The sequence below is a fragment of the Stieleria bergensis genome, from assembly GCA_007745635.1.
Classification (GTDB): Bacteria; Planctomycetota; Planctomycetia; order Pirellulales; family Pirellulaceae; genus Stieleria; species Stieleria bergensis.
Window position 1 is genome coordinate 3363184 of the sequence record CP036272.1, and the last position, 22492, is coordinate 3385675.

At 54.4% G+C, this 22492-nt stretch carries 18 protein-coding genes and 1 pseudogene; 1 reads left to right on the forward strand and 18 read right to left on the reverse strand.

The genetic code is table 11. The features are described 5' to 3' along the window. The 16 genes and pseudogenes from SV7mr_RS25315 to SV7mr_RS11660 all read right to left on the reverse strand — a co-directional run. A pseudogene (locus tag SV7mr_RS25315) lies at positions 1-276 on the reverse strand (hypothetical protein); the annotation flags it as partial. A gap of 760 nt (positions 277-1036) precedes the next feature. Further along, complete coding sequence (locus tag SV7mr_RS11590) at positions 1037-2017, reverse strand: leucine-rich repeat domain-containing protein (protein WP_419188414.1); 981 nt, start codon at positions 2015-2017, stop codon at positions 1037-1039. Positions 2018-2261: 244 nt separating this feature from the next. Next, a complete protein-coding gene (locus SV7mr_RS11595) occupies positions 2262-2765 on the reverse strand; it encodes a hypothetical protein (RefSeq protein WP_419188467.1) in 504 nt (167 codons plus the stop codon). Further along, positions 2665-3045 carry a hypothetical protein gene (locus SV7mr_RS25320; protein ID WP_419188523.1) on the reverse strand — a complete coding sequence of 127 codons (381 nt, stop codon included), beginning with the start codon at positions 3043-3045 and terminating at the stop codon, positions 2665-2667. The genes SV7mr_RS11595 and SV7mr_RS25320 overlap by 101 nt, the downstream gene beginning before the upstream one ends. Positions 3046-3407: 362 nt before the next feature. Continuing rightward, positions 3408-4073 carry a DUF1963 domain-containing protein gene (locus tag SV7mr_RS11605; protein ID WP_419188468.1) on the reverse strand — a complete coding sequence of 222 codons (666 nt, stop codon included), beginning with the start codon at positions 4071-4073 and terminating at the stop codon, positions 3408-3410. A gap of 146 nt (positions 4074-4219) precedes the next feature. Continuing rightward, on the reverse strand, positions 4220-4615 hold the full coding sequence (locus SV7mr_RS11610) for a hypothetical protein (protein ID WP_145272145.1): 396 nt from the start codon (positions 4613-4615) through the stop codon (positions 4220-4222). 126 nt (positions 4616-4741) lie between these two features. Further along, positions 4742-5173 (reverse strand): DUF7832 domain-containing protein, encoded by a 432-nt coding sequence (locus tag SV7mr_RS11615; RefSeq protein WP_145272147.1) that lies wholly within the window; start codon positions 5171-5173, stop codon positions 4742-4744. A 1252-nt stretch (positions 5174-6425) separates the two neighbouring features. Continuing rightward, the gene (locus SV7mr_RS11620; RefSeq protein ID WP_145272148.1) at positions 6426-6683 is read right to left on the reverse strand and encodes a hypothetical protein; all 258 of its coding nucleotides are present in this window, start codon (positions 6681-6683) and stop codon (positions 6426-6428) included. Beyond that, positions 6680-7912 (reverse strand): beta-agarase, encoded by a 1233-nt coding sequence (locus SV7mr_RS11625; RefSeq protein ID WP_145272150.1) that lies wholly within the window; start codon positions 7910-7912, stop codon positions 6680-6682. The genes SV7mr_RS11620 and SV7mr_RS11625 overlap by 4 nt, the downstream gene beginning before the upstream one ends. A gap of 122 nt (positions 7913-8034) precedes the next feature. Then, the gene (locus tag SV7mr_RS11630; RefSeq protein ID WP_145272152.1) at positions 8035-8589 is read right to left on the reverse strand and encodes a hypothetical protein; all 555 of its coding nucleotides are present in this window, start codon (positions 8587-8589) and stop codon (positions 8035-8037) included. A 22-nt stretch (positions 8590-8611) separates the two neighbouring features. Further along, positions 8612-9664, reverse strand: a complete 1053-nt coding sequence (locus SV7mr_RS11635) for an ATP-grasp domain-containing protein (protein WP_473163688.1) — start codon at positions 9662-9664, stop codon at positions 8612-8614. A gap of 63 nt (positions 9665-9727) precedes the next feature. Next, positions 9728-10129 carry a hypothetical protein gene (locus SV7mr_RS11640; RefSeq protein WP_145272155.1) on the reverse strand — a complete coding sequence of 134 codons (402 nt, stop codon included), beginning with the start codon at positions 10127-10129 and terminating at the stop codon, positions 9728-9730. 1300 nt (positions 10130-11429) lie between these two features. After that, positions 11430-12974: an anti-sigma factor family protein gene (locus tag SV7mr_RS11645; RefSeq protein WP_145272156.1), complete on the reverse strand. Its 1545-nt coding sequence runs from the start codon at positions 12972-12974 to the stop codon at positions 11430-11432. Then, a complete protein-coding gene (locus SV7mr_RS11650; RefSeq protein WP_145278350.1) occupies positions 12971-13600 on the reverse strand; it encodes a sigma-70 family RNA polymerase sigma factor in 630 nt (209 codons plus the stop codon). Before SV7mr_RS11650 ends, SV7mr_RS11645 begins: the two co-directional genes overlap by 4 nt. Positions 13601-13895: 295 nt before the next feature. After that, positions 13896-14921 carry a lysylphosphatidylglycerol synthase transmembrane domain-containing protein gene (locus SV7mr_RS11655; RefSeq protein ID WP_419188415.1) on the reverse strand — a complete coding sequence of 342 codons (1026 nt, stop codon included), beginning with the start codon at positions 14919-14921 and terminating at the stop codon, positions 13896-13898. Positions 14922-14965: 44 nt separating this feature from the next. After that, positions 14966-17443: a hypothetical protein gene (locus tag SV7mr_RS11660; protein ID WP_145272160.1), complete on the reverse strand. Its 2478-nt coding sequence runs from the start codon at positions 17441-17443 to the stop codon at positions 14966-14968. 292 nt (positions 17444-17735) lie between these two features. Here SV7mr_RS11660 and SV7mr_RS11665 point away from each other — a divergent pair, with 292 nt between their 5' ends. Beyond that, a complete protein-coding gene (locus SV7mr_RS11665; protein WP_419188416.1) occupies positions 17736-19241 on the forward strand; it encodes a sulfatase family protein in 1506 nt (501 codons plus the stop codon). Between the two features lie 62 nt (positions 19242-19303). Here the strand turns inward: SV7mr_RS11665 and SV7mr_RS11670 are convergent, their stop codons facing one another. Both SV7mr_RS11670 and SV7mr_RS11675 read right to left on the reverse strand, forming a co-directional pair. Next, positions 19304-20314 carry a DUF6807 domain-containing protein gene (locus tag SV7mr_RS11670; RefSeq protein ID WP_419188417.1) on the reverse strand — a complete coding sequence of 337 codons (1011 nt, stop codon included), beginning with the start codon at positions 20312-20314 and terminating at the stop codon, positions 19304-19306. A gap of 153 nt (positions 20315-20467) precedes the next feature. After that, positions 20468-22306, reverse strand: coding sequence for a DUF3472 domain-containing protein (locus SV7mr_RS11675; protein ID WP_145272164.1), 1839 nt, complete (start codon positions 22304-22306; stop codon positions 20468-20470). Positions 22307-22492: the final 186 nt, after the last annotated feature.

The window sequence follows — 22492 nt, forward strand, 5'->3', positions numbered from 1 at the left end:
TACCTGGCGATCGGTCAAAGACGCAGCAATGTCGGGCCGAGTGCGAACGTTGAGGTGATAGTGATTCGACAGCACGCCATAACTGAGCAGCTCAATGCACAGGTGTGCAAACAGCTGGTTCATTTTGTCCACCAGCCAGCCCTGGCGATAGGAAAAGTCCTCGCCGGTGTCTGGATTTTTGCCTAAGAGATAAAGGCCATCAATGGTCCGATTATAGAGGTGCACCGCTTCGACCTGATGAGGATCGAGCACCTCTGAACGAGGGTCACGACACATAAACGCAAGGTTCCTAAGGAAAAGCAGCAGGACCAAGCCACGCGTACCTGCCAGTACCATGCGTTTAATCAAAGGGCGGATCTTCACACCCTGAAACATCTAGATTGTTCTAAGAACCAAGCGAACAGCAGTCAAGCGTCTACCGACTCTCGACCTTGAAATTCCTACAACTCGAAGAGCCAATCTCTAGAATCGCCAATACGCTTCCGCTTATAAATGACGAATCAATCCCATTTGCTATCAAGCAATCTTGCCTGACCGGGACTGTCCCCTGAAACCGTCCCCTGAAACCTGGTAGGTGTAGGCGTCGATGGCTGCCTAGGTCATGTTGTCTGCCAAGGGTTTGGTGACTGGGCAAGAGCGATTTTTGTGCGACATCATGAGATGCGATCCTTGTTCTGAAGAGGGCTCAATGAACCATCAAGCGACATGCTTGTTGCGTTCAAAACAAGGGGGCGATGGGCCTGAAAAAGCGCAAGTTGGAACAGCGAAAACAGCCCGAAAAGACGGTTGGTGAAGGAGCTTCGCGCCTACAAACGGGCAATCCAACCAGACAGTTCAAAAGAGCAAACAGAAGAAACCAACGCCATCATCAACAACGATGCAACGCAACCCAATCAAACAAGCCAACAGCAAAGACGACTGCGATTAAGTTCAACGACCCGTATCACCGGGGGGTGGGAGTTGATTGCGATTTCAGAACCCGCTGGCCACCGCCGCTCCGGTGCATGCGATGGTTAGCCAGTTTCAATTCTATTGCTCAATAAATGAATCCAGTCGAGACTCCGCATTCACCCATCTTACGATTGAGCAGTGTGAGCCCGTGAATGCTGACTTTGGTCCTCCCCAATGCCAGCCACTCAAGACTCTTCCGCACGTCCCCGCTGGAAGCCAATTCGCTGACTCCAACATCCGAGATCGCCGTTTCGTAAAGATTTAGACGCTGCAAGCTCTTTAGTTGCGTTAGGTGCCGCATGCCGTCATCGGTAATCTTCGTGGAGCGGAGAGTCAGGGATTCTAACTCAGTAAGGCCGATCAATTCTTTAAGGCCAACGTCGGTCACGTTTGTGCCTTCAAGATCCAGATGGCGTAACGTCTTGAGCCTGGCAACATGCTTCAGGCCCGTGCCGGTGGTGGCCGTATAATAAAGTGAGAGATATCGTAATTGCGGCAAAGCGACCATTTCTTTCACCCCCTCGTCCGTGATGTCGTTCCAGCCGAGGTCTAGTTTGCGCAGCGACTTGAGGCGTGCCAGAGTCTTGACACCAGCGTCGGTCACTTCTGTGTGATACACCGACAATGAAGTAAGATTCGGCATTGACTCCAGATGTCTTAACCCGGCGTCGGTGATTTTCGTGCTCGGAAGTTCCAATTTGACCAGTTGCTGATTCCGTGCGAGCAATTCAAGCGTTGCGTCGGTTATTTGCGTGTCACCGAGAGAAAGAATACGCAACGACGTCAGTGGAGCCAGTTTCCTGATCCCCTCGTCGGTGATTTTCGTGTTCTTCAGATCCAGTTTTTCCAGCTTCTTGAACATGGTCAGTATCGCCATGCCCTCGTCTGTGACTTTTGAGCCAGTGAGGTTCAGGATCTTAAGATTCGGAAACGCGGTCAACTGCTCCAGACCCTTGTCGTCGACATTCTGCTCACGACCATAGTCCTGCCGGCAGACGTCGACTTCAACGACTGGACGATCGGGATGTCTCTCATCTCGGACGATTGTACCTTTATTCTGTTTCACCCACGCAATCGCTGACGCTTCAGTCGGATTTTGCTCGGCGCATTCGGCAGCTGAGTAACAAGTGAGCCAGACAAGGGGACAAACCATGTAGACTATACGTCGTGAATGCATTTGTAAGACTCCATGTAGTGGCTATGCTCAAATGAGCTGGCTAACGAAATGCGATCTATCCGGGCACGGAGTGTGCCGGGATAGATCGTGCGTTGAAGTTTGTCGCTTTCGTGTTGCGACGTGGAAGGACTGATTAGAACGAGTCGGCGAAATAATTGCCAGTCGATTCTGGTTGCCAGTTGAGACCTGGCAGAAAAAGTTGTGTGACCGCTGCTGTGATCGGCGGTGCGGTTTCCTTTGCACTTTCAGGCGGCCTTAATACCTCCGCGACGTACCAGTCGTAAAAGCCTGCACCCATCGCTGCATCCCATTGCTGTTTTTCATGCCTTTCTTGACTCTCGTCCCACCACCATGGGCTACACGGCGAATCTAAGCCCAATACCTTGGACCAACTCGGCTTGGGAGACAACGCACTGAGTGTCAACGATTCACTGCCACAGGACTCACAACTGAGCTTCCCAAGATCGGCCTGTGTCGCTGAATCGATGCTCGAATCAGTCGACTGCAAGTCGTTCTCCCGCGAACATTCATCCACTTCAATGCAAGCCGCCATCACCGCTTGGTAACGCTTTCGCTTCGAATGATTCCAGCCGCCAAAACATCGTGATTTGGTCAACTGCCGCGGTTGGATATGCAAGCACCAGCGGCGAACGAACTCGTCGGTCGAAAGCGTCAACGGTACCTGCTCGCGCGATCGTCCCGTACGATTGCCTTGCCGAGCGCGCGGGCAGCATAGGGTGGGCAGCATAGGGTGCGTCCCCGTCTAGTACGCTGTCGAGAGGTTTTTGGATAAAGTTGCCGAAGCAGCGCACATGGTAGGTGTAGGCGTCGATTGTGTTTTGGGCCATGTTTCGAATGGTCATGTCTTCTGCCAAGCGTTTGGTGACTGGGCAAGAGCGTTTTTTGTGCGACATCATGAGGTGCGATCCTTGTTCTGAAGGGGGCTCAATGAACCATCAAGCGACATGCTTGTTGCGTTCAGAACAAGGGTGCTGCGGGCCTGAAAATGCGCAAGTTGGAACTGCGAAAACAGCCAAGAAAGACGGTTGGTGAAGGAGCCTCGCGCCTACAAACGGGCAACCCAACCAGACAGTTCAAAAGAGCAAACAGAAGAAACCAACGCCATCATCAACAACGATGCAACGCAACGCAATCAAACAAGCCAACAGCAAAGACGACTGCGATTAAGTTCAACGCCTGCCGTAACCGAGCACGAACAGAAGACTCTGATTTCAGCTGCCGCGTTTTTGAGTGCCCCGGTTCACGGCTTTGTTATCGACTATGTGCAGTAGTAGTCAACTTCCAATGCCGAAAAGTTCAGCTCGTTAAGACCGGAAAGCGGAACGGAGAAATTGATCCGATCCGCCCATTCGCCAAAACTACCAAGTGTGATGTGCTCGCAATCCGGTTTCGTCCAATATCTGGGGAGGCCGAACAATCGATGTGTTGCTCGAGCGAATCGGTTGTTGAATCTGTCAACGAAATCGGCCAGTCGATCATCGTTGGAAAATTCATCTTCTTCGATCACGTATCTCTGGCCGAAACTTAAGTTCCGTGCATACTGGTGGTCGCGGTGGAATTGCATGCCGAATCGAATGTCAGGAACCACGGGAGTGCGTACTAGAAGCTGGGTGTCACTAAAGTAGTGAACAACGGAATCGGCTCCCTCTGGATGCCCTTCGGCATCGTGATAGAAGAATGACAACAAACCCAACGGTGGTAATGGGTGGATTGATTCAAACGATGAAAGCTGCGCAAGATTCAATTGACAAACAAAGTGACATGGGCCATCGGATGACTGCGGCCATTGAAAATTCGGAGGAAGGTCTGGTTCACCACAAAATTTGGAATCACCAATAGGGATCGATTCTTCCTCGCAACGTTGCGTTTCTGCGCCAACGAATGGCACGACGGCGTTGACAAGTTCGTCAAAGCAATCTGGCATTTCGCTACGGATAAATTCTCGATAGTTGCTCAACGCTCTGTCCGCATAACGCTACCGATCCCCCGGTCGCCGCGAGGAATCTTCAATTGTCAAAACGCCCGATTCGGCGACTCGGGTGCATTTTTTTGTTCTGCCCCTTGCTCTGATTATTCAGCGTAGTGGATGAAACCCATTGCAATCTTGTATTGGTACCGCTCTGGATCGCCAGGGGGAACCAGCCCAGCAGCGATAAGCCCCTGTCGCACCACAACGGCGAAATGATCTTGAGCATCGTAATCGTCATCGAGCTCGTCGTCGTTATCTTCCTCTGGAAGCGGATACTTCTTCATGATCTCTTTGAACTTGTCGAGAACTTTGCCATTCAATTCGCATGTGCCTTGTTGAACACAGAATGCGACGAACTCCGGTCCCCCGGATACGGCAAGCGGAGTATCGTGGCCGTCGAAGTCACTTTCGTCCCATTCGTTTCCGGTTTTGCCAGTGGGCGGCCCAACCTCGCTAGCGACGTCATTACCAAACAAGCGGCGAATGAATTCGATCATGAGAGACTCGTGTCAGAGTGTTTTATGGCAGAACGTCTAAAATCACCCGGTCGCGACGAGAGATTCTCAATTGTCGAAACGCCCGACTTCGCGACTCGGGTGCATTTTTTTGTTATCCGCAATTCGTCAGTGTTGGTTCTCTTCTAACCATTCGGAATAGATGGTGTCGAGCATCTCGCACACCATTTCAAGATGCTCTTCGTTATCAGTCACATCGTAGACGTTAGGGAACGTAAACTCGAAGAGCAGCGTGTAATCCTCAAGATACGACTCGTCAATGTAGTCTGATGCGAAACGATTGCCTTGGTCAGTCAACATACCACTATCGAGTACGCCGTCGAGAGACTGGTTGAGTTCCCCAGCAGATTTTTGGCAGGTAGTGAAGTCACTGAACGCTTCAGAATGATCGCGAAGGCAACGTTCGCTGACAAAGTTTTGCCGCAGGAGCCACGCGATCAGGAATCCTCCATGGGTATACGCGCATGATTCAGGAAGCCCTTTGGGATATCGACCTTCGATGTGCCACTTCGCCTTGTCGTAAACTTGCACTTCTGACATCGCAAACCTATCGGTGACATTTGTTGTTGCGGATAACGAATTGCGTAACCCGGTTGTGGCGAGTGACGCTAAATTCCGAAACGGCCCGACCACAACGCGGGTTCACGCAATTGTTATGCGACACTTCGACGGCGAACCCAGAACGTCGTAGCATCGTTGAAGATGCAGCGACCAAATTCGTGAGTCTGGGTGTCGATGAGGTCGTTCAGCCAATCCGGGACATCAACACCCCATTCAACAGCATCAAAAGTGTATGGGAAATTATCTCGGTTTGGGTTTGGTGTGTGCAAATATACGGCGTCTTGGCTTGAATCGTTTTCGTCGATCACGATCCATTGTTGATTCGGCTTCGTCCAGGTCGATGTGTGCGTTTCAACGTCGTGAAAGAACTGCATAAGTTGTTGAATGAACGGTCTTCGCTCCGCGGTTCCACAATTCCCGTCACCGCTCCAATCAAAGTGTGTGTGCCAAAGGTCGCACCATCCATCTTCATCCGGGATGCGGACGGATTCGGGATTTAGTCGGGGGGAGTCATTCACGAATCATCTTGTCGCATAACGGCCCGAGATCACCGGGCGGGGAAGGAATGAGTTTGTTGAGCGAAGCGAAGCCGCGCGCCCCTTCCCCGCTCCGTGTGCATCGTTCTGTTATGCCGGGTCGGGGACACGGCTGTGTTGTTGGAGCAACCAACAATCCACAGATCCGCTAGACGAGTTCGCACCAAGTAGCGCGAGTGACCAGCGTTGGGATCAGTAGCCTGTGTTCTCCGATCGCAGTGTCCCACTTCGCACTTGAGTTGTCAAGCGATCAGAAAAGTCCAGCGGTCGCAATTCGGGCATCCCAAAGTTTGCACCAAAGATCGGCTCCAATTTGAACCAATCGAGGTTGATCGAGAATTGACCAGCGGCATCCCAAAGGTATGCACTAGCCTATTCCATTGATCAGAGAACAACGCACCCAAAGACAGGGTCCGTCCGCGCCGCATAACGCCCCGAGATCACCGGGCGGGGAAGGAATAAGTTTGTTGAGCGAAGCGAAGCCGTGCGCCCCTTCCCCGCTCCGTGTGCATCGTTCGGTTATGCGAGTATGGGACACGTCGGGTGAGTTGGAACAGCCAACACCCCACAGATCCGCTAGGCACGTTCGCACCAGTTACCGCGAGGCACCAGCGTTGGGATCAGCAGTCTGGTGTCTCGGATCACAGTGTCCCACTTCGCAGGAGAGTTGTCAAGTGATCAGTGAAGACCAGCGGTCACAATTCGGGCATCCCAAAGTTTGCACCAGAGATCGAGCACAAACCTAAGCGAATCGAGATTGCCCCACGAATGACCAGCAGCATCCCAAAATCCTGCATCAGCCTATTCCAATGACCAGAGTACAACGCATCCAGAGACAGGGCCCGTCCGCGCCGCATAACGCCTGCGATCACCGGGCCGCCGGAGAACGCTCTCCATTGGCAAACCGCGCTGTCGGCGGCTCCGTGTGCATCGCTTTGTTCCCCGAGTTTCATCTAAGCTCGGGAGGTCCAGCTGAACTTTCTGGCGTAACTTTGTCGCGGTAGGCATTCAGTTTTCTCACTGCCTCGTGCAAACCGGGTCGCTCGCTAAGGCCGTTGCCAAAGAATCCCTGCTTGACGCCGGTTTTGCCGAATCCTTTTGAACTATCAATTGGGTTGCACCAAAATACGCCGAGGATGTAGTCGGTGTCGATCGCTGCTTTCACGTATTCGGCGTAGGCTTTTCCGGCGGCGATGGAATCTTCGGACAGCTTCCAGTTACGAACGTCCTTTTCGCCGTCCTTAAATCGGATCGAAAAATCGCAGAGCAAAATGGGCTTGCCCGAAAGTTTATAGATCGCGTCGAGTTGTTTCTTTGGGTAAGGTCCCCAGAAATGTGGCTGGAAGGCGATCGCATCTACCCACGGAAGCATCTCTTTCAAGACATCAGCATCATAAGTGTAAAATGAAAGCCGGTCGCCGAACACAATGTGCTCGGAATCGTACTTCCGGTTTGCTTCACCGATGACGCGAAAGTACTCGCGAGCGATTAGTCGAAGAAAGGCCTGATCGCGAGACTTGTCGTCTTCACCGTCCCAAGTGTTGAGAAACCTCTGGTACGCTTTCTGGCCAGGCGCATCTTGCGGTAGGCTTCGAGTGAAGTCGACCCAGTTCCTTTTTGCTTGGTTTTCCAGCGGCCAAGTGGCCAAGTCGGTCCAGCAATAACCAATGCAGTTTGGGTTGTCTTTGTTTTTCTCGCAGTTTGCCTGCACGCCGGCTGCGATACGAGTTTGTTCTTTGGGATCAAAGATATCGACAAACTTGTGGGCACCCTCGCCGCGACCACCTTTGCCACGGTACATCGAAATAGGCACAAGGTCATTCCAGCCTTCCAGATAGGGCATGTCAGACCGGAGTTCCGGTGGACATCCATAACCGTAGGCGTTGAAGCCGAGTCGTTTGCAGGCCGTGGCAACATCCATAGCGTCATGTTTCGACCGAGCGTTACCAACATGGGTGATGCCATGCGCGAAAAACGGTTTTCCGTCCGAACCAATCAACCAATGTCGACCGTCAATTTTTGACAGGCGAATATTTGGAAGACCTGATTCACTAGGCTCTCGTTGCGACAGTCCACCGTCAGAATGTGCCGCAGTCTTGCTGCGTTGATCCGTCGCGTTGTCTTGTGCGATGAGATGAGTCGCTACAAGGAGCGCCATGATGAAGGGAAGAAGTAGCTTCATTTGCGATGTGCAATCTTAAGTCGGGGAACGTCCGGGATCAGCGGGCGGCGGGAGTTGACATTGATCTCACGAGAAACCGCACCACCGCCGCTCCGTTGCATCCCATGGTTCGTCGGTTTCAGTCAGTCCGGGCACCCTAGCTGCGTGCGATGGTCGCGTCTCATTCGATCACCGTTAATGTAACAAGTCCCATCCCTAAAAAACATCTCGCCGCGCATTTCGAGCGCATCACCGGCAGTCTTGGGATTCGGGTGATTAGTCGCGATTTCGCAAGTTGTGTGATATGTCCATTCTCCGTCCGGATCCACCTTGCCAAGGGAATCAAGGATGGTGGAAACGTATTCCTCGCAGAAGATTCGCTTGCTGTAGACACCACCGCAGGTATGGAAACAGTAGTCAAAGTCTCCAGATACTTGGAAGTCGTTGGGTGTTAACCATTTCGTTGCGAGTGAGTCAGCAATGGCGGATCGGACCTCCGCTAATCGAGCACTGAAGTCGTCTTTCTCCTGCTCGGAGGTGAAATTGAGCGGCGTAAATGCGCGTTCGTACGCCGCTTTGAATTCAGGTTTGTTTAGAACGGAGAACATCACAGTTTCATCAGCATGGGAGTCCGTGTTTTCGTTGTCTAAGCATCCGGTAGTTGCAAAAAGGACCAGAAGATAGAAGTGGCGATTCATTTGATACGACGAACGGCTATGATCACCCGGTTGCCGCGAGTGACGGTGGACTCTGATTCGGCCCCGACGGCAACTCGGGTGCATCATTTTGTTCTGTGGTTTCCTTGCGGAACACGCCGCGACGGATACGAAGGAAGTGAAAAACAGCTTCTGCCACATTCAAGTCGCAGCAGGATTCCATTCCCTCAAACCCCGGAGAGGAATTCGCTTCACAGACTTTAAAGTGATCACCGGCGAACAATAGGTCGATCCCAGCCATATCAAGATTGAGTAACTGGCTCGTTTGTGTTGCCAGCCATTCAATCTCCGGTGTAACATCGAATTCTGCAACAGATCCACCGTTGGAAAAATTCGCCTTGAAGTCTCCCTCTGCAGCCGTTCGTTGCATACAGGCAACGACACGGCCGCCTAGCGTGAAGACCCGAAGATCCCGTCCCCGAGTCGGCTCAATGAATTCTTGAAGAATGATGTTCGCAGTCTTGTTTGTTGCTTCGATAAGTTGCATCAGGTCGCGAAAGGAAGACTTTGATTCCGAAAGGAAAACTCCGCTGCCCTGTGAACCCGCGAGGGTTTTCACAACCACGGGAAATCCGATTTGCTGTTCAACAAGCGTAACATCGATGGGAAACTTCACTAGCATGGTTTTCGGCACAGGAAGGTTATTCTGCGCCAGGATCTGTTGAGTGAAGAGTTTGTCCCGGACTGTCTCAATGGATTGAGAGGAATTCAGGGTGTAGACGCCCAATCGCTCTAGGTGTCGAATAACGGCAAGGGCGAAATATGTTGTTCCTGCTCCCATTCGAGGGATGAGTACATCTGGCAAAGCGGCAGATTCGCCATCGATCAGGATGCTTCGCTTGTCCTCGCGTGTCACAGTGAGATCGAATTGCTCGGGTCGCAGGACCTGCAAGTCGATGCCATCCTCTCTCGCGGTCTCAACGAACCGTTGAACCTCATAGGCCTCCGGATGGAGACTGGTCGCGGAGTCTTTGTAAAGTAGCCATGCTTTCAACAGAGGAACCCTTTTTGTTTGCCACAGAACGTCCGTGATCACCGAGCCGGGACGGTTGATCATCCATTTTCAAAAGACGCGCAAGACCGGCTTCGCGTGCATCACATTGTTATCCGACAGTGACGATCAAGTGTAAACCATCGGCTTGTCTGATTCTGCATACTGCTTGATGGCCGTCAATGCGTTCTGCAACATGCCGCGAACCTGAATGACGGCAAAACCCCAAAGCACCGGAAATACCGACCAATGAGAAGCAAAATATCTGTAAGAGAACACTACATCAACAGTGCCCTCAGTTGATTCAGTTACGTTCCATTTCGCAATCGCGTGGCTAGTAAAGAACAAGCTCTTCGCGCGGAAATCGGATATCTGCCATTGCCACATTGAGTTCTCTACGCGATCCAGAATCACATCCGTTAGCAAACGACCCTTGGGGATTAAGAAGTTCCCATTTGTTACTGGATATCGCAAGCCATTTGGTTGACCCCATGTGGAGTCATCATCAAACGAAACTATGGCGGGCTGCATGCGATATCCATTGAGATACAGCGTTGCGTCACCCAGTATCGGTGCGGAAAACGCGCGGCTCAATGAGCAGCGAAAGCAGTCCGTTAGAGTGATGTCTATGAACGGGATTTGAAAGCTCCAGCAAGATACATCTGAGTCGGATAACGGCCCGAGATCACCGGGCGGGGAAGGAATGAGTTTGTTGAGCGAAGCGAAGCCGCGCGCCCCTTCCCCGCTCCGTGTGCATCGTTCTGTTATGCCGGGTCGGGGACACGGCTTTGTTGTTGGAGCAACCAACAATCCACAGATCCGCTAGACGAGTTCGCACCAAGTAGCGCGAGTGACCAGCGTTGGGATCAGTAGCCTGTGTTCTCCGATCCCAGTGTCCCACTTCGCACTTGAGTTGTCAAGCGATCAGAAAAGTCCAGCGGTCGCAATTCGGGCATCCCAAAGTTTGCACCAAAGATCGGCTCCAATTTGAACCAATCGAGGTTGATCGAGAATTGACCAGCGGCGTCCCAAACGAATGCAACAGTCTACGCCAATGATCCGCGAACAACGCATCCAAAGAAAGGGCCCATCCGCGCCGCATAACTAGTAATTAACGTTGGTTGGAAACCGGGAATATCTCGGAATCCTGGATATTGCACGGCTGCAGTCCGAAATATCACCGGCCACCCGAATGTACTAGGATGTGCGGTCGGTGTCAACAGGTGGAGATACCGGCGTGCCCGCTTGAGATTGCGGCTTGCCGTGAGCGTGTGTGAGCGTGTGTGAGCGTGTGTGAGCGTGTGTGAGCGTGTGTGAGCGTGTGTGAGCGGGGGCGGGAATTTGTGGTTCTCCCCTTGCGACTCGCTGGGATCGTGCGTTCACTGCCGACGCTGTCTTTGTGGAGACTCCCTTCGAATTTGGCCCAGAGGCTGACTTGGTGCGGCATGGATTGACATCGAACCGCTGGCGGTGCATGATCGTGTCACCGGCGGGCCTCTTAGAGTCGGAGGCGTGATCGGAGATCAATGCGATGCTCCTTCGGAGAAGATTTGACCGCAGAGACTCCGTGCTTCGCATGCCTGTTTGAAGCGTTGGCCGCGTGGATGCGGAGTGAAGAGTCCGTTCACCCCAGTGAGCAACATCGCTTGTGCCCCGGAGAGACGACTTCATCGCAGCGAGTTATGGCTTGCGTCTTCCGGACGTCTTGAAACGCTGCCGCGTTCGTCTTACGAAAGATCCGTCGAAGCCTTTGAAGCTTTGTCCACCTTCGTCACGCTTGCGGGAAGGGTTGCTTGGGTGTTGTGTGTGGATCGCAGTGTGGCTTTTTGCGTTACGGCATGGCGCCGCTGCTGAACAGGTTTTCGAGATCCTGTAGAAACTGATCTGGTTTTTGCATGTCCATTGCGTCGCTATTTTTTTGATCGAGGTACCGTTTGATCACGCTTTTGTCGCCCGAGACGGCAAGACGCTGTCGCTTGATTGATTCGAGAGCCCACCGCCTGAGCACTTCTTCGGTGGCCAGTGTTTGAAACGAGGGTGTTGCCCAGGAGGCGATATCTTCAAGCTGTTGAAGGGCTTCATCGGGTAGGATGGTCAAGATTCCGTAGAGTTCATCTTCAGTGATCTCGCGGATCAGCATTCCTCCGCGCCGCGATGAGGGTGAATCACTTGGTTTTCCATTCCCGCCGCGTGGGATTCGCTCGCCGACTCTAGTGGGGCCCTTGGCCGGCCCAGCGTTAGCAGGTTCAAGCCTTGCCGAGCCTTCGGGTGGCGGTGGCGGTGGCATTCGGTTCCGCATCGTGGAGCCCAGTCGGCCTCGACCGAAGGCCAATCGGCCGGCGACCATCCAGAACATTGCGGCGTTATCGATCCGTTTGATGATGTCTCCGTTGCCTTCGTCAATCAAGGCTTGGCGGCGTGACATGTATTCTGGCGGCAACTCTTTGAGGCGGTCGGAAAGCAAGAGTTTCAGGTACAAGTAGATGCGGTCGCTTGACTCATCACTAATCATTTCACCGCAGTTCATTGCCAAACGGCTGAGTGTTTCGTCAATGCTTTGTTCGATGGCGGTTTGACGCACATCTGGGTCACTTGAAAACAGTTTGTCTCTTGTATCAGAATCTAGGTATTCCATCCAGACTTCGGCGATTTCCATCGTTGGGATCAGGGTTTTGGCCTGAGGGTGCTTTTTCAAGTTGATGGCGTTCTGGCGAATCTTGTCGCGATCTTGTTGGTCCAATAATTCGAAACGGTCGAGATTGGCAAGCAGGTGGTCCTTCTCGGTCTGGCTGAGTTTGTTGATTGCTTCTGACCGTTCGTAAACAGGCACGGTGTCCAGATCGACCGACGGAACAAGCGGCGCTCCTTTGATCGATTGCAATGTGGAAGCCATGTCAACCCAGCGTGGGTACTGTGCGAGTTCGAGGTACAGCTGGTAGTTTGGTTCTAAGCTGTAGAGATCAAGATGTTGTGCGGTTGCGAGGTCATCCAGTTCGTTGCGCCAACCGCTGCGTCCGGCGACGATGCCGATCCCGGTGAGAATCAAGGCAGTGACTGCCAGTCCGGCGACCCAGGCCAATTGGCGGGGGAGTTTCTTGGGGTTCTGAGACGGCAGTGCGCTGGTTAGGTCGCCGATGACGATTTCGATGGTGGATTCGACGAGTTTCTCGTCCGGTAGTTCGGCGGGCATTTCGTCCAGCCATTCCCATCCGGTTTGCAGCGACTGCAAGCGTGAGCGAAAAGCTTCGTCATCGAAGAGGCGTTTTTCGACCTTGTTTCGCGTGGCATCATCGAGTTCGTCATCCAGGTAGCCTACCAGGAGCTCATCATCTGGATCGATCGGTTGGTCATCGTTTAACAGTGCAGTGGTATTCATGATCGCACCTCATCTGGAACCACACCGGTATCAATGTAGGGTTGCAGAAGTTCACGCAAATTCACTCGCGCCCGACTGAGCAGGGACTTGACCGCAGGAGTGGTCATGTCCATCGCTTCGGCGATTTCGATGTAGCTCATGTTTTCGAAGCGCGACAACATCAGTGCGGTACGTTGCCGCTCGCCCAATGATTGCACCGCCATGCGAACCAGTTCGCCACGTTCTTTGCCTTCGGCAAGTCGGGTAGGCATTAGCCCGCTGGCTTCGAGTGCAGAGGCGGCCAGTAGTCCGGCGTGGGAGGCGTCTTGGTTGCGGGGGGCGTCGACTTCGTTGACTTCCTTGCGGCGTCCCAAGCGTCTGGCGGCGTTGCGCCCGACGTTAGCTGCAATGGTAAACAACCAAGTCGAAAACTTGGCGCCAGGTTCATAGCGATGTCGAGCTCGAAAAACGCGTAGAAAGGTCTCTTGGGCCAAGTCTTCGGCAAGATCAGGTGAAGGACCAATGCTGCGCATTAAACGCACCAATCGAGGATGGTACTTCCGTACCAATTCCTCGTAGGCAACCGCATCATCTTCCTTGACGCGCAGCATCAAACGGACATCGGGATCCGACTGCTGAAATCGCATCGCAGTGGACTGACTTACCGCCAAACCAACACCATCCTTTTTATGGGGAGATCAGAGAAACAAGCAGAGCTATCACGGGTTGCACTTTTGTGAGATGGCCAGGGTTGCAGAGGGCACGCCCGACCCGCCAATGGCCATGTCATCTTATGCCTGGTGTTCAAAGGGATTCCGCCACACCGCCGGGGTTTCAGCGGCTGTTGGAGTTAGTCTACCATGATTTAACACACCGAATCAGCAAAGGTTTCGCCACCAGTCCCACGGCAAAGGCGGCGTTTTTGGAGTTGAAGCGTGTGGATCAGGCCGTTTTTGGGGGCGATGAGTGACGATTGACAGCCCAAACCAGCCCTGCAGCCAGGACTTCGACGACGATAAAGATCACGCGTGCCGAGATCGCGGCCACCAAGGCGACGGGTTGTCCGACCACAGGAGCCAAAATGATCGCTAAGACTAACTCGCGAATACCAGCACCACCCGGCAGCAGCGAAACAAAGCCTACCACCATCGCCAGAGCAATCGCCGCCATTGAGGCGGCTAGCACTGTGGTTTCTGGGTAGCCAAGCAGGTCCCAACCGGGCAGGCTACGAACCACCATGGCAAAGCAAGCACCAATCATTAGCCAGGCCAACAGTTGCCAGCACCAAGCGGCGATGAAGAAGCGCCAGCTTGGTTCGATGGGAGGTAATTGAGAGTCCTTGCCATTTTCGGTCCCGGCGGTTTGTTTGGATCGTTGCTTGCGAACGACGCGATCGACAAGCAAACGCAGGAATCGCGGGATGGTTGGTAGGGTGACCGATAAGCCACCAAGCAGTGCAGCCCAGGCAATCCAGCGGGACACTGGTAAGGCAAAGATTAAACCGCCCGCTAAAGCGGCGCCGACCGCCATCATGAAAATCGTTTCCAGAAAAACGGCGACCGAACCGCGTAGTAGCGGTACACCTAGGTCGTGCAGTTTGCCGGCTCGGATCACGACCACCACGGCCTTGCCGGGCACATACTTGCCTAGATGCCCTAGCACTTGAGCACCCATGGTGGGTCCGAGAGGCAATCGGTAACCCATCAAGCGACTGGCTTCATGCAGCACCAGCCCGCCTGGAATCAAGGACCCGCCGTACAAGAGGCTGGCGGCCACCAACCATCCCCAGCGAATCTTTTCCAATGACGGTTTGGACGCGATCAATTGCTGTCGCCGGACGATGAACGGTTGTGCTTCATCGGCGTTGCTCGCGCTCTGGATGTCCAGGGCAAGATCATCGATCTGCGTTTGGAGATCCTGCTGCTGTTGGTTCCATTTTCGATAGCTGTCGCGGCCGGTTAAAGCCAAGCCAACAATGACGACCAGCAGGATGAGCGCGCGTACGATTTGCTTTAGCCTTCCTCGGGTTGCGGTTTGCTTTCCTGTGGGTTGTTTTGCACCGGTTGAGTTTCTGGTTCCGGATAGCGAATCAGGCCGCGACTGAGTCTCGTGTTCCATATTTTGATCGCGCCCTCACGGCGTGCTTCGGATTCTTCTTCAGGTGCAAAGTAGGGTGCATTCTGGTCGATTTGTCTCAGATTCTCGCTGGCGAGCACGCGAACTGCAACGGTGGATGATTCTAAAGCAGACACCAGGTCTTTGTCGCCACCTTGTTTGAGTTCTTGTTGTGTATATCCGCGAATCAAGCGGAACATGCGTTTGGCTTCTGGGTTCTCCATTGTCGGATCGCCACCGCTGATCGCCAGTTGCAGTTGTTTGGCTCCGTCCACGCTACGAGCCAGCATGCCACGCAGGGAACGCAAGTGTCGGCCCCAATAAAGGCGTTGGCGAGGCATGGAGAGCAAGCCTTGAACGCCGAAGTAGGCCGAGGGATCGTCCAGACAAATCATTGCCAGGCCGGCTTGTGCCACCACTTCGGGACGGCGGTAGCTCATGACGCTGAGTAAACCCAGATTCAGATTCTCTGCCGGCGTTTTATCGAGCAAGCGATAGAGTTCCTTGGCGGCCGCGAGGTCAAGCTTGCTGGCGCCTGCACCTGGTTTGGCCCATTCAATCTGGTTGATCGCAGATGGGGGACTAAAGGCAGCCGTCGCGGACCGAAATTCGCAACCTTGCTGTGATTCCAGCGTTGCCAGCTTCTCGTCGGCCCGAACATCAACGGTCCCGCCGATCACCGAGATCTCCAGGAGGAAGTTGTGATTCTGAGCAAGCAGGGGGTCCTCGCCTTCGGCCAACTGTCCACGCATTTGCAGTCCGACCAGGGGACGGCCCGCGACGGCGCTGAATTCAAATCGCTGACCGGAAACAGTGACGGAGGCCGTGTCGGATTCGTTGTCAAACTGAAAGGTCACGCGGCCCAAGGCGAGGTCGAAGTCAAATAGATCTTGGGCGTCGGCAATCCGTACTTGTGATGGCCCATATAAAGTTAGCAAGCGCTGGTCACGCTTCTCAGTCACCATTGCCGCCGCGGTAAAGGGGGCGCAGGCAATCCGAGTGCCTGCGGTCAGGATCGCCGCTTCACGAATCAGTTGCCAAGGCTCGTTTTCCTTGCGAGTGGCGACCAGTGCGCCGGTGGTCAACAAGGTGCCCAGGGCCGCCTGAGATGGATCAGCGATTGGAGGCACGTCCGTATCCGGGGCTGGCATGACCGGGCTTGGCATGACCGGGCTTGGCATGACCGGGCTTGGCATGACCGGGGCTGGTGTGTCGACAGGCAAGCCAGGTAACGTTTTGTCGGCTGTGAGGTCCGTCATCGCCACGGCTGCATCTGGCCCGGTCGTCTTTGGAGCGGCGTCTGGTGGGACTGGCTCTACCACTGGGTCGGGTGGAATCACTGGAGGCGGAACGGGGACAGCGGGCGAGTCGTCGGTGGCGGGGGCAGCTGGCTGTGTCTGTGCTGGTTCCGTCTGATTCGGCATTGGCTGTGGGGGCGTGTCGTCGCCGGTCCCCGTTTGATTGTCCTGCTGTGCATTCTTGTCGTTGGGCGTGTCGGTGCTTTTCTGCTGATCCGATTCGCCGTTGTCAGCCGGACTCTGGTCTGCTGGCTTCTGCGTTGGCGGGGCGGATTCCGGTTGCGGTTCGTTGTTGGTAGTGTTCGTATCGCTGTTGCCGTCAGCGACGGTTCGTCTACCAGGAGGATTGAAGAGCACCCACCCGCCAATTGCCAGCAACACAACGATGGTCAGTGAAAGACCGATGATCAGTGTCTTTTGTGAGCGCTGTCTAGACGCGATTCGCTGCGCCAGTTTTTCGTCGGAGGCCGATTTGGGTTTGACAGTCGGAGAGTTCGCCGCTGGCGGCGCTGCATTGGCCAGTTCGTCGAACTGGGACGGTGAGGGCGCTGATAACTGGGGCAGGTCAGGGTCACTGGGAACCGACAGACCGGAGATGTCAAAGTTCGGTCCCGATTCAGAGGGTTCCGATTCGGTGGTGGGGTTTGACGCCGGTGGTCGTTGCGGCTGTTTTGCAGGCGTTGCGTTGCCGCCTGAATGTTCCAAGTCAACGATTCGCTGACGCAGGCTGTCTGAGATTTCTGCGGGTTCATTCAAAGCGATGGGCAGCACTTGGTGGCACGCTGCGGCCTCCGCCAGAAGTTCCGTCGAGTCCAGGCAGGCTGCTTCAAATTTGGCGACCAGTTCCGACGAGAGTTCGCTGTCCAGGTAGCAGCTCATCCAGTTGGCGTCGCGCATCGAATCCGCAGCGCTGGGATCGGGGGCAGAGACGCCTGAGGCCGCCACCAGCACTCTCAGTTGCCGAACGACCTGGGTGGCGAAGGGACTTTCGTCAATCCGCTTCTGCATGTCCTGCATGTCGTCCGACGCGAGCGTTTGGTCCACGAAGGCTAGCAGTGTTCTGAGAGTAATCCGCATGGCGATGGCATCAAAATCGAGTTGAAAAAGGCGGCGAGACCCGCATCACTGGTGTTAGCGAATGGCGGGGAGTGCAGCGGTTCTTCATGTTTAGTGGCAGCGGCCGGGGAATTCCGTGCAGCATTCCAGAGATTTTCACGATTTGTTACGCGATTCAAATGGCTGGCATCAGCATGCAAACGGCGGTTTTCCTGCTAAACTAGGCGGAATTGGTTGCTGCTGCCTCACCGGGTGCGGCCAGGCAGCGCCAATGAAAACGCCCTGCTCTATTCCCTTGCCGAGATCGAACCTGATGCGACTCCGATTCCCTGCCTTGTTCTGTATGTTCCTTGCCTTGGCGCTGCAAGCTGCCAAGACGACTCACGCCGAAGAGCGTCCCAATGTCATTGTGGTGTTATGCGATGACATTCGCTGGAACGCTCTTTCCTGTGCTGGGCACCCGCATTTGAAGACCCCGCACATTGATTCTTTGGCGTCCGAGGGGCTGTATTTCGAGAACATGTTTTGCACCACCAGCCTGTGCTCACCCAGCCGGGCGACGATTTTGAGCGGTTTGTATGCTCACGCGCATGGTGTAACGAATAACTTCACCGACTATCCCGCTCAGTTGGATAGCTTTCCACGTCGTTTGCAGCAGGCTGGTTATGAAACGGCCTATATCGGAAAGTGGCATATGGGTGAGAAGAGTGACGAGCCACGTCCGGGCTTTGATTACTTTGTGACTCACAAGGGTCAGGGGAAGTACTTTGACACCGAGTTTAATTTCAACGGTAACGGCCGCCGTGTGGTTCCCGGCTATTACACCACGGTTGTCACCGACATGTCGCTAGACTGGATGAAGGAACAGGGCAAGAAAAGTGACAAGCCGTTCATGCTGATGATTGGTCAGAAAGCGCCACACAGTTTCTACTTTCCCGAACCCAAGTATCAGCACGTCTTTGATGACGTTGAAGTCAACTACCCCCACAGCGCGTTCCATCTCGAAGACAAGCCGGAGTGGATTACGAAGCGACTCAAGACTTGGCATGGCATTTATGGGCCGATCTTTGATTGGCGCAAAGAGTTCCCCGATGATAGGGCCTCGAGCGTCGTTGACTTTGCTCGGATGGTGCGTGCCTATTGGGGCACGATCTTGTCTGTCGACGACAGCATGGGACGCTTGATTGCCTATCTGAAGGAAACCGACCAGTACGATACGACGATGATTGTCTTTCTGGGCGACAATGGCTTGCTGGAAGGTGAACATGGGATGGTCGACAAACGGACCGCTCACGAGGCGAGCCTCCGCGTGCCGATGATCATTCGCTATCCAAAGTGGACCAATAAGAGCGGTCCCCAGCGCGTTGCACAGCAAGTGCTGACAACAGACGTCGCGCCAACAATCTTGGATGCTGCAGGGGCTGAGCCAATGTCGGGCATTCACGGGTCATCGATCAAGCCAATCGTCGGCAATCCCAACGCGAAGTGGCGTACCGAGTGGCTGTACCATTACAATTATGAAAAGCAGTTTCCTTACACGCCAAACGTTCGCTCGGTTCGTGGCGATCGCTTCAAGTACATTCGTTATCCGCATGGCGACGGCAGCGCGGACAAACACATGGCAGAACTGTACGATCTTCAAAACGATCCGTCGGAAAGCACGAACTTGATCAACAATCCAGACTTCAAGCAAACGGTGGTGGAGATGCAGAAGCGGTACGTCAACGCACTGAAACGCGTCGGCTTGACCGAAGCGACCGACAAGATGCCGCTTGATCAAGGCATTGGCACCGCACTACCCGACAAAGACATTCGCTAAGTCTGGTTTTGAGTCTCAGGACGCGTGTCGATTGGGCGCGCGTCAGGCTGGCACACGGCTTTTCATTCAGTGACTCGAATGACTTCGGAATGCACGTGTGGCTTCTTCGACCGTTGGATGACAAAGGCGGCGCGTTGATCAAACGCCGCCGCGATCTCGGCGGCCTGTTTGGTGTCCAAGTCACCACCGTGAGCATGCAACAGGTACCGTAATCGCAGCGGATTGGATTGGCTGATCGTGTAACCATCGTTCATGCAAAACGAAGCGCCCATCCAGCCATCTTGGCGAACATGCCAGTGCGTCGGATAACGTGGATTGTCGGCGTTATCGAAGTAGGTGATGCCCTGGCGCTGGGGCTTGCGGTCGGCTCCGCTACCAATTGCAACGCTGCCTGAATAGTCCATCCATGCAGCGGCATTAGCGAAGATCGCTTTTTCTCCGACCCGACCTTTGCTGTCCGTCAACCGGCCATCGCCGAAGTGTCCGGAGAGAGATTTGGCAACACGAACGGCTAAAAAGCCAAAATTCGTTTTGCCCAGCTCAACTTTCTGTGCCGAACCGGCCGGTCGAACGGTTAGCTGAAATTCGACGAGTTGTTCGTCGTTTGAGAGCGGCGTCATTTGCGCGACCACATCGCTTTCGAGCAGCTCAACATCTTGATTGTCATACCAGCCTAGCTGGACAGCCATCGTCGCCTGATCGGGGCCATCTTGATAGCAATACCATTGTTTCTGGCGGATCTGAGTGCCGGAGGTGTTGCTCCAGAAGTCGCTGCCGGCAACATCGTGATGAGCAAACCAAATCGAACGATGGTGGTCGTGGTTGCCGGCTCCCGGATGTCCAATCCGAGTCAGCTGGCTCTGTTGCGGTCCATGGAAGGGATACAGGAACGGACGCTCATACTGGCGTCCGAAGTGCCAACAGGTCTTTTCGATTCCATCGACTTGAAAGGACGCTCTGTGTCCATCTTGAGGAACAACTTCGCAGCGTTGGAGGGCTTGGCCGAGTGCAGGAACAGCGAACCCGAGCAGAATTGAAATGAAGAGCACCGAGCGTGCAACGAAACTGGGCATGATCTTGGGCAGAATGTGGGACATGGGAACAAACGGGGACACGCACGTGACTTTGCCCCGATGGGGGCAGTCGCTGCTATCCATTGTATCCTCCCGCACCGCCGAGATCGCTGAACGGCTAGCCGCAAAATGCTTGCTCTCGACTGAGCCGACTCACCGGGTGTGAAACTTACCGGTTGTAAACGACCAAACCTTGCCTTCGCGATTGGTGACCAGCACACGGTAGAAGTAATTGGTGTTTGGGGTGAGCTTTTCCAAGCGAAGTTGGTTGTCACCGCGCTTGACTGCCAGTGGCTTCGACGTATTTGCCCAGGCGCGATCACTGTCCTGGGTGGACTGGCTGACGGCAGAGTTCCGTTCTGTCCCGTGCAGTTTCCGGTTGGCAAAGGTTAGGCAGTCCGAAGGGCCGTAGTAAATTGTCGCCGTCGCGTCCTGGCCGGCGTGGTCAAGTGAGACGTTGATCGTTGCTTGGGAATCCGTGGTGCTGGAGACGCGGATGTCACGGATTGCGATCGGCAATCGAAACAACTGTTCGGTTGCTGAAGGGGAGAGAAAGTTTGGCAACGGGGTTGGCTTGGAGATACGTGGCGGTTGCTTGAACTCGTAGAATTTCATGCCGCCTGTGCCCATCGTAAACTCACCCCCGGTAGTCACCCGCCAAGTTTTGTTAGCGATCTCTTTGGACTTGCAGTTGAAGGTGTCCATCGCCTGCCAACGTCCGCCTTGGTCGAGCAGCCATCCGCGACGGCGAACCTCACGGATTAGATCTCCTGTGCGCTGCAGGTGTGGAGGCCCGGGAACCTCGCAGAACGAGCCAGGCAAAAGGTTGTCTCTGGGTTTGCCTTGGTTCCATTTTCGGCCCACGGCGTACAGTTTCCAACGTTCAGTGGGATGGTCCCAGAAGTATCCGTAGTAAGTGTCGTACATGCCGTCGGATTCAACACGCAGCGCTTGAACACAGGTGCTCGGTCGATCCGGCATGGGGTGCCAGTTGCGTAGTTTGACGCCTGATCCTTCGTGTCCAAATCCGCTGAACTCCGCCGCGGGTGATCCCGCGGCCAAGAGGTGAGGCATTTGTTTCAGCGGTGGTACCTTGCCACCGGCTCGGGCCGCCCACATTGAGAAGTTGAAATGACCGTTGGAACGTCGATCGGCGTCGAATGATGTGCCAAAGTAACCAAACGGCGTGGTGATCGGTGAGTAGCTGGATGTGTCGCTGACACTGCGAGTCGTCATCACCCACAGCCGACTTTTTTCAACCTTGGAACATGCGTACCCGCCGTGAACAGCAGCCGGTCGCCATCTCGCTCGCAACAGTTGTGCCTCCTGGACGGCAGGGCCGTAGACATCCACGTGAGACAGGCTGCCGACGCCCTGGCCTTTCGCAGTGATGGTCTGTGCTTGCAAAGAGAATTCGTATTGTCCCGGTTGACTGGGGCTGAACGTTAGCCGCCAAGGTTGTGCAGTGCTCGAATCACGGGGCGCTGTGTTCAGTGTTTGCGACTGATCGCCCAGTCTGGCAATGATTTTGGAGCCGGCCTGCGAAGGGCCAACGGAAAGATGGACGTTAAACGTTAGGGTTCCCGGCTGGGAAATCCAAAGGTGCCAGCGCATGGTTCCGTCGGTTCGAAGCCAACGGTCCAGTACAGCGAAATTGGGTTTGATCAAGGCTTCGTCGCCTACCTTGGGGCGATGGGAATCACCACTGGCGCGGCACACCCCTGGATCGAAGAAACCGTTGCTTGCCGTTAAGACAATTTTGTTGCCCTGTGCGGGCTGGCCCAGCAAGTAATAAGCATCGCCTGTGATGTCTTTGCCAGCCAGAAACTTCTCGGGTGGCGTGGCTAATTGGCCGTCGCCTTTTGGAACTTGCGCAACGCTCCTCTCAGCGGTCCCAACGAGTGTCAAGGCAAGCCAGGCGAGTGTCACAGGCAACATGCAGTGAGCAGCGAATCGCGAGTGGACCCGTTGAGAGCGGTTTGTGAATGGCATCAGCATCATCAGTGGCAGGTGAAGGGTTGGTCGGTTGAGTGACAGCGTGGATCTAAGGGTGTTGGCGAACGGCCGACAAAATGGGTCAGTGAGGGCTAGGGTTTCCCTCTGCGGTGTGAGGCGGAAGGTTGCGGATTCGCATTTTCGGTTGCTCGGTTGCATCTAGCAATTACCGTCAGCAGTTAA